This window comes from Peribacillus sp. NPDC058002, from assembly GCF_042886655.1.
Classification (GTDB): Bacteria; Bacillota; Bacilli; order Bacillales; family DSM-1321; genus Peribacillus; species Peribacillus aracenensis.
Map to the genome: position 1 here is coordinate 1 of NZ_JBHVQU010000542.1, position 1,055 is coordinate 1,055.

Below are 1,055 nucleotides of genomic sequence, written 5' to 3' on the forward strand. Positions count from 1 at the left end.
ACTCAATATTTAAAGGGAACCGAGAATCGGTTAGGTAAGCTTTCTGAAAGTGTTTTTGCTAATTATTATAATGATTTTGATATCGTGGCAACATCAGCCATTTATACCCAACTATTTTATAATTGGGCCAAGGAACTGTTTTCTGATTACGAACACCAATATCAGAAAGAAGGCGCAGAAGAGATCAAGAATGGAATTTTAGATTTAAGGGATGAAATCGTACGTAAAATGAATCACTCTATTTCTAAATGTACCAAGCAAAATGGATTCTGTATTACATGGACTGATATCTTAAAAATCGAACCTGAGTATATGGATACAATTAATGAAGGGATGAATGCCATCTTTGCATTGGCCTCGAACGTAGGATATGGGGCAGCATTGATTGGGGTAAAAACGTTTATTGAAAATGTGGATAAAAGCGAATTAAGCCTTCGCTACTGGACATGGGATTTTAATGCAAACAAACAGTATTTGACCATTGGCATTCTTGGAAAATTGAATGGCTTGTAAAAAAATGAAAGGCGGGATAGGTAAGCATATCAGCAGCTATACCTATCCCTTTTTTTATTGGTTATAGAACCCATAGGAATATTATCAATCACTTTTGCGTGATAAAAGGGAACTGGATCAGTAAATCATAAGGAATAAGACATATTTATATAAAAGGTATAAAAAAACGATGAAATTTTTGACTATTTGTCTAATGATTTCACAATCTGGTGTGGATATAATGAATCTGTTGAAAACAGAATATTCCGATAAGTGAAGGCGAGAGAAAGAAAAGGAAGAGGACGTAGTAATGAGGGTGAAACAATAAGGAAGGGGTGTGTTGTTTGAAAGCTGATATCGTGTTCATGAATGGCGAGGTCATAACCGTAAATCAAAAAAATGAAGTAGCAGAAGCCCTGGCAATTAAAGGTAATCGCATCTCGGCAGTCGGTACGAATCATGAAATCAAGGCATTCATCGGGGAAGAAACAAATGTGGTTGATTTGCAGGGGAAGTCATTACTTCCCGGGTTTATTGATTCTCATATTCATCTTATATTGTAC

Annotated in this window: 1 protein-coding gene and 1 pseudogene; both read left to right on the forward strand. The window is 35.7% G+C overall.

Annotation, left to right across the window (positions count from 1 at the left end; genetic code table 11):
• Window positions 1-513, forward strand: a 513-nt coding sequence (locus ACFVSH_RS26970; RefSeq protein ID WP_387708911.1) for a hypothetical protein, incomplete at its 5' end; no start/stop codon positions are given.
• Between the two features lie 323 nt (window positions 514-836).
• Window positions 837-1,055 (forward strand): annotated as a pseudogene (locus ACFVSH_RS26975) (amidohydrolase); the annotation flags it as partial.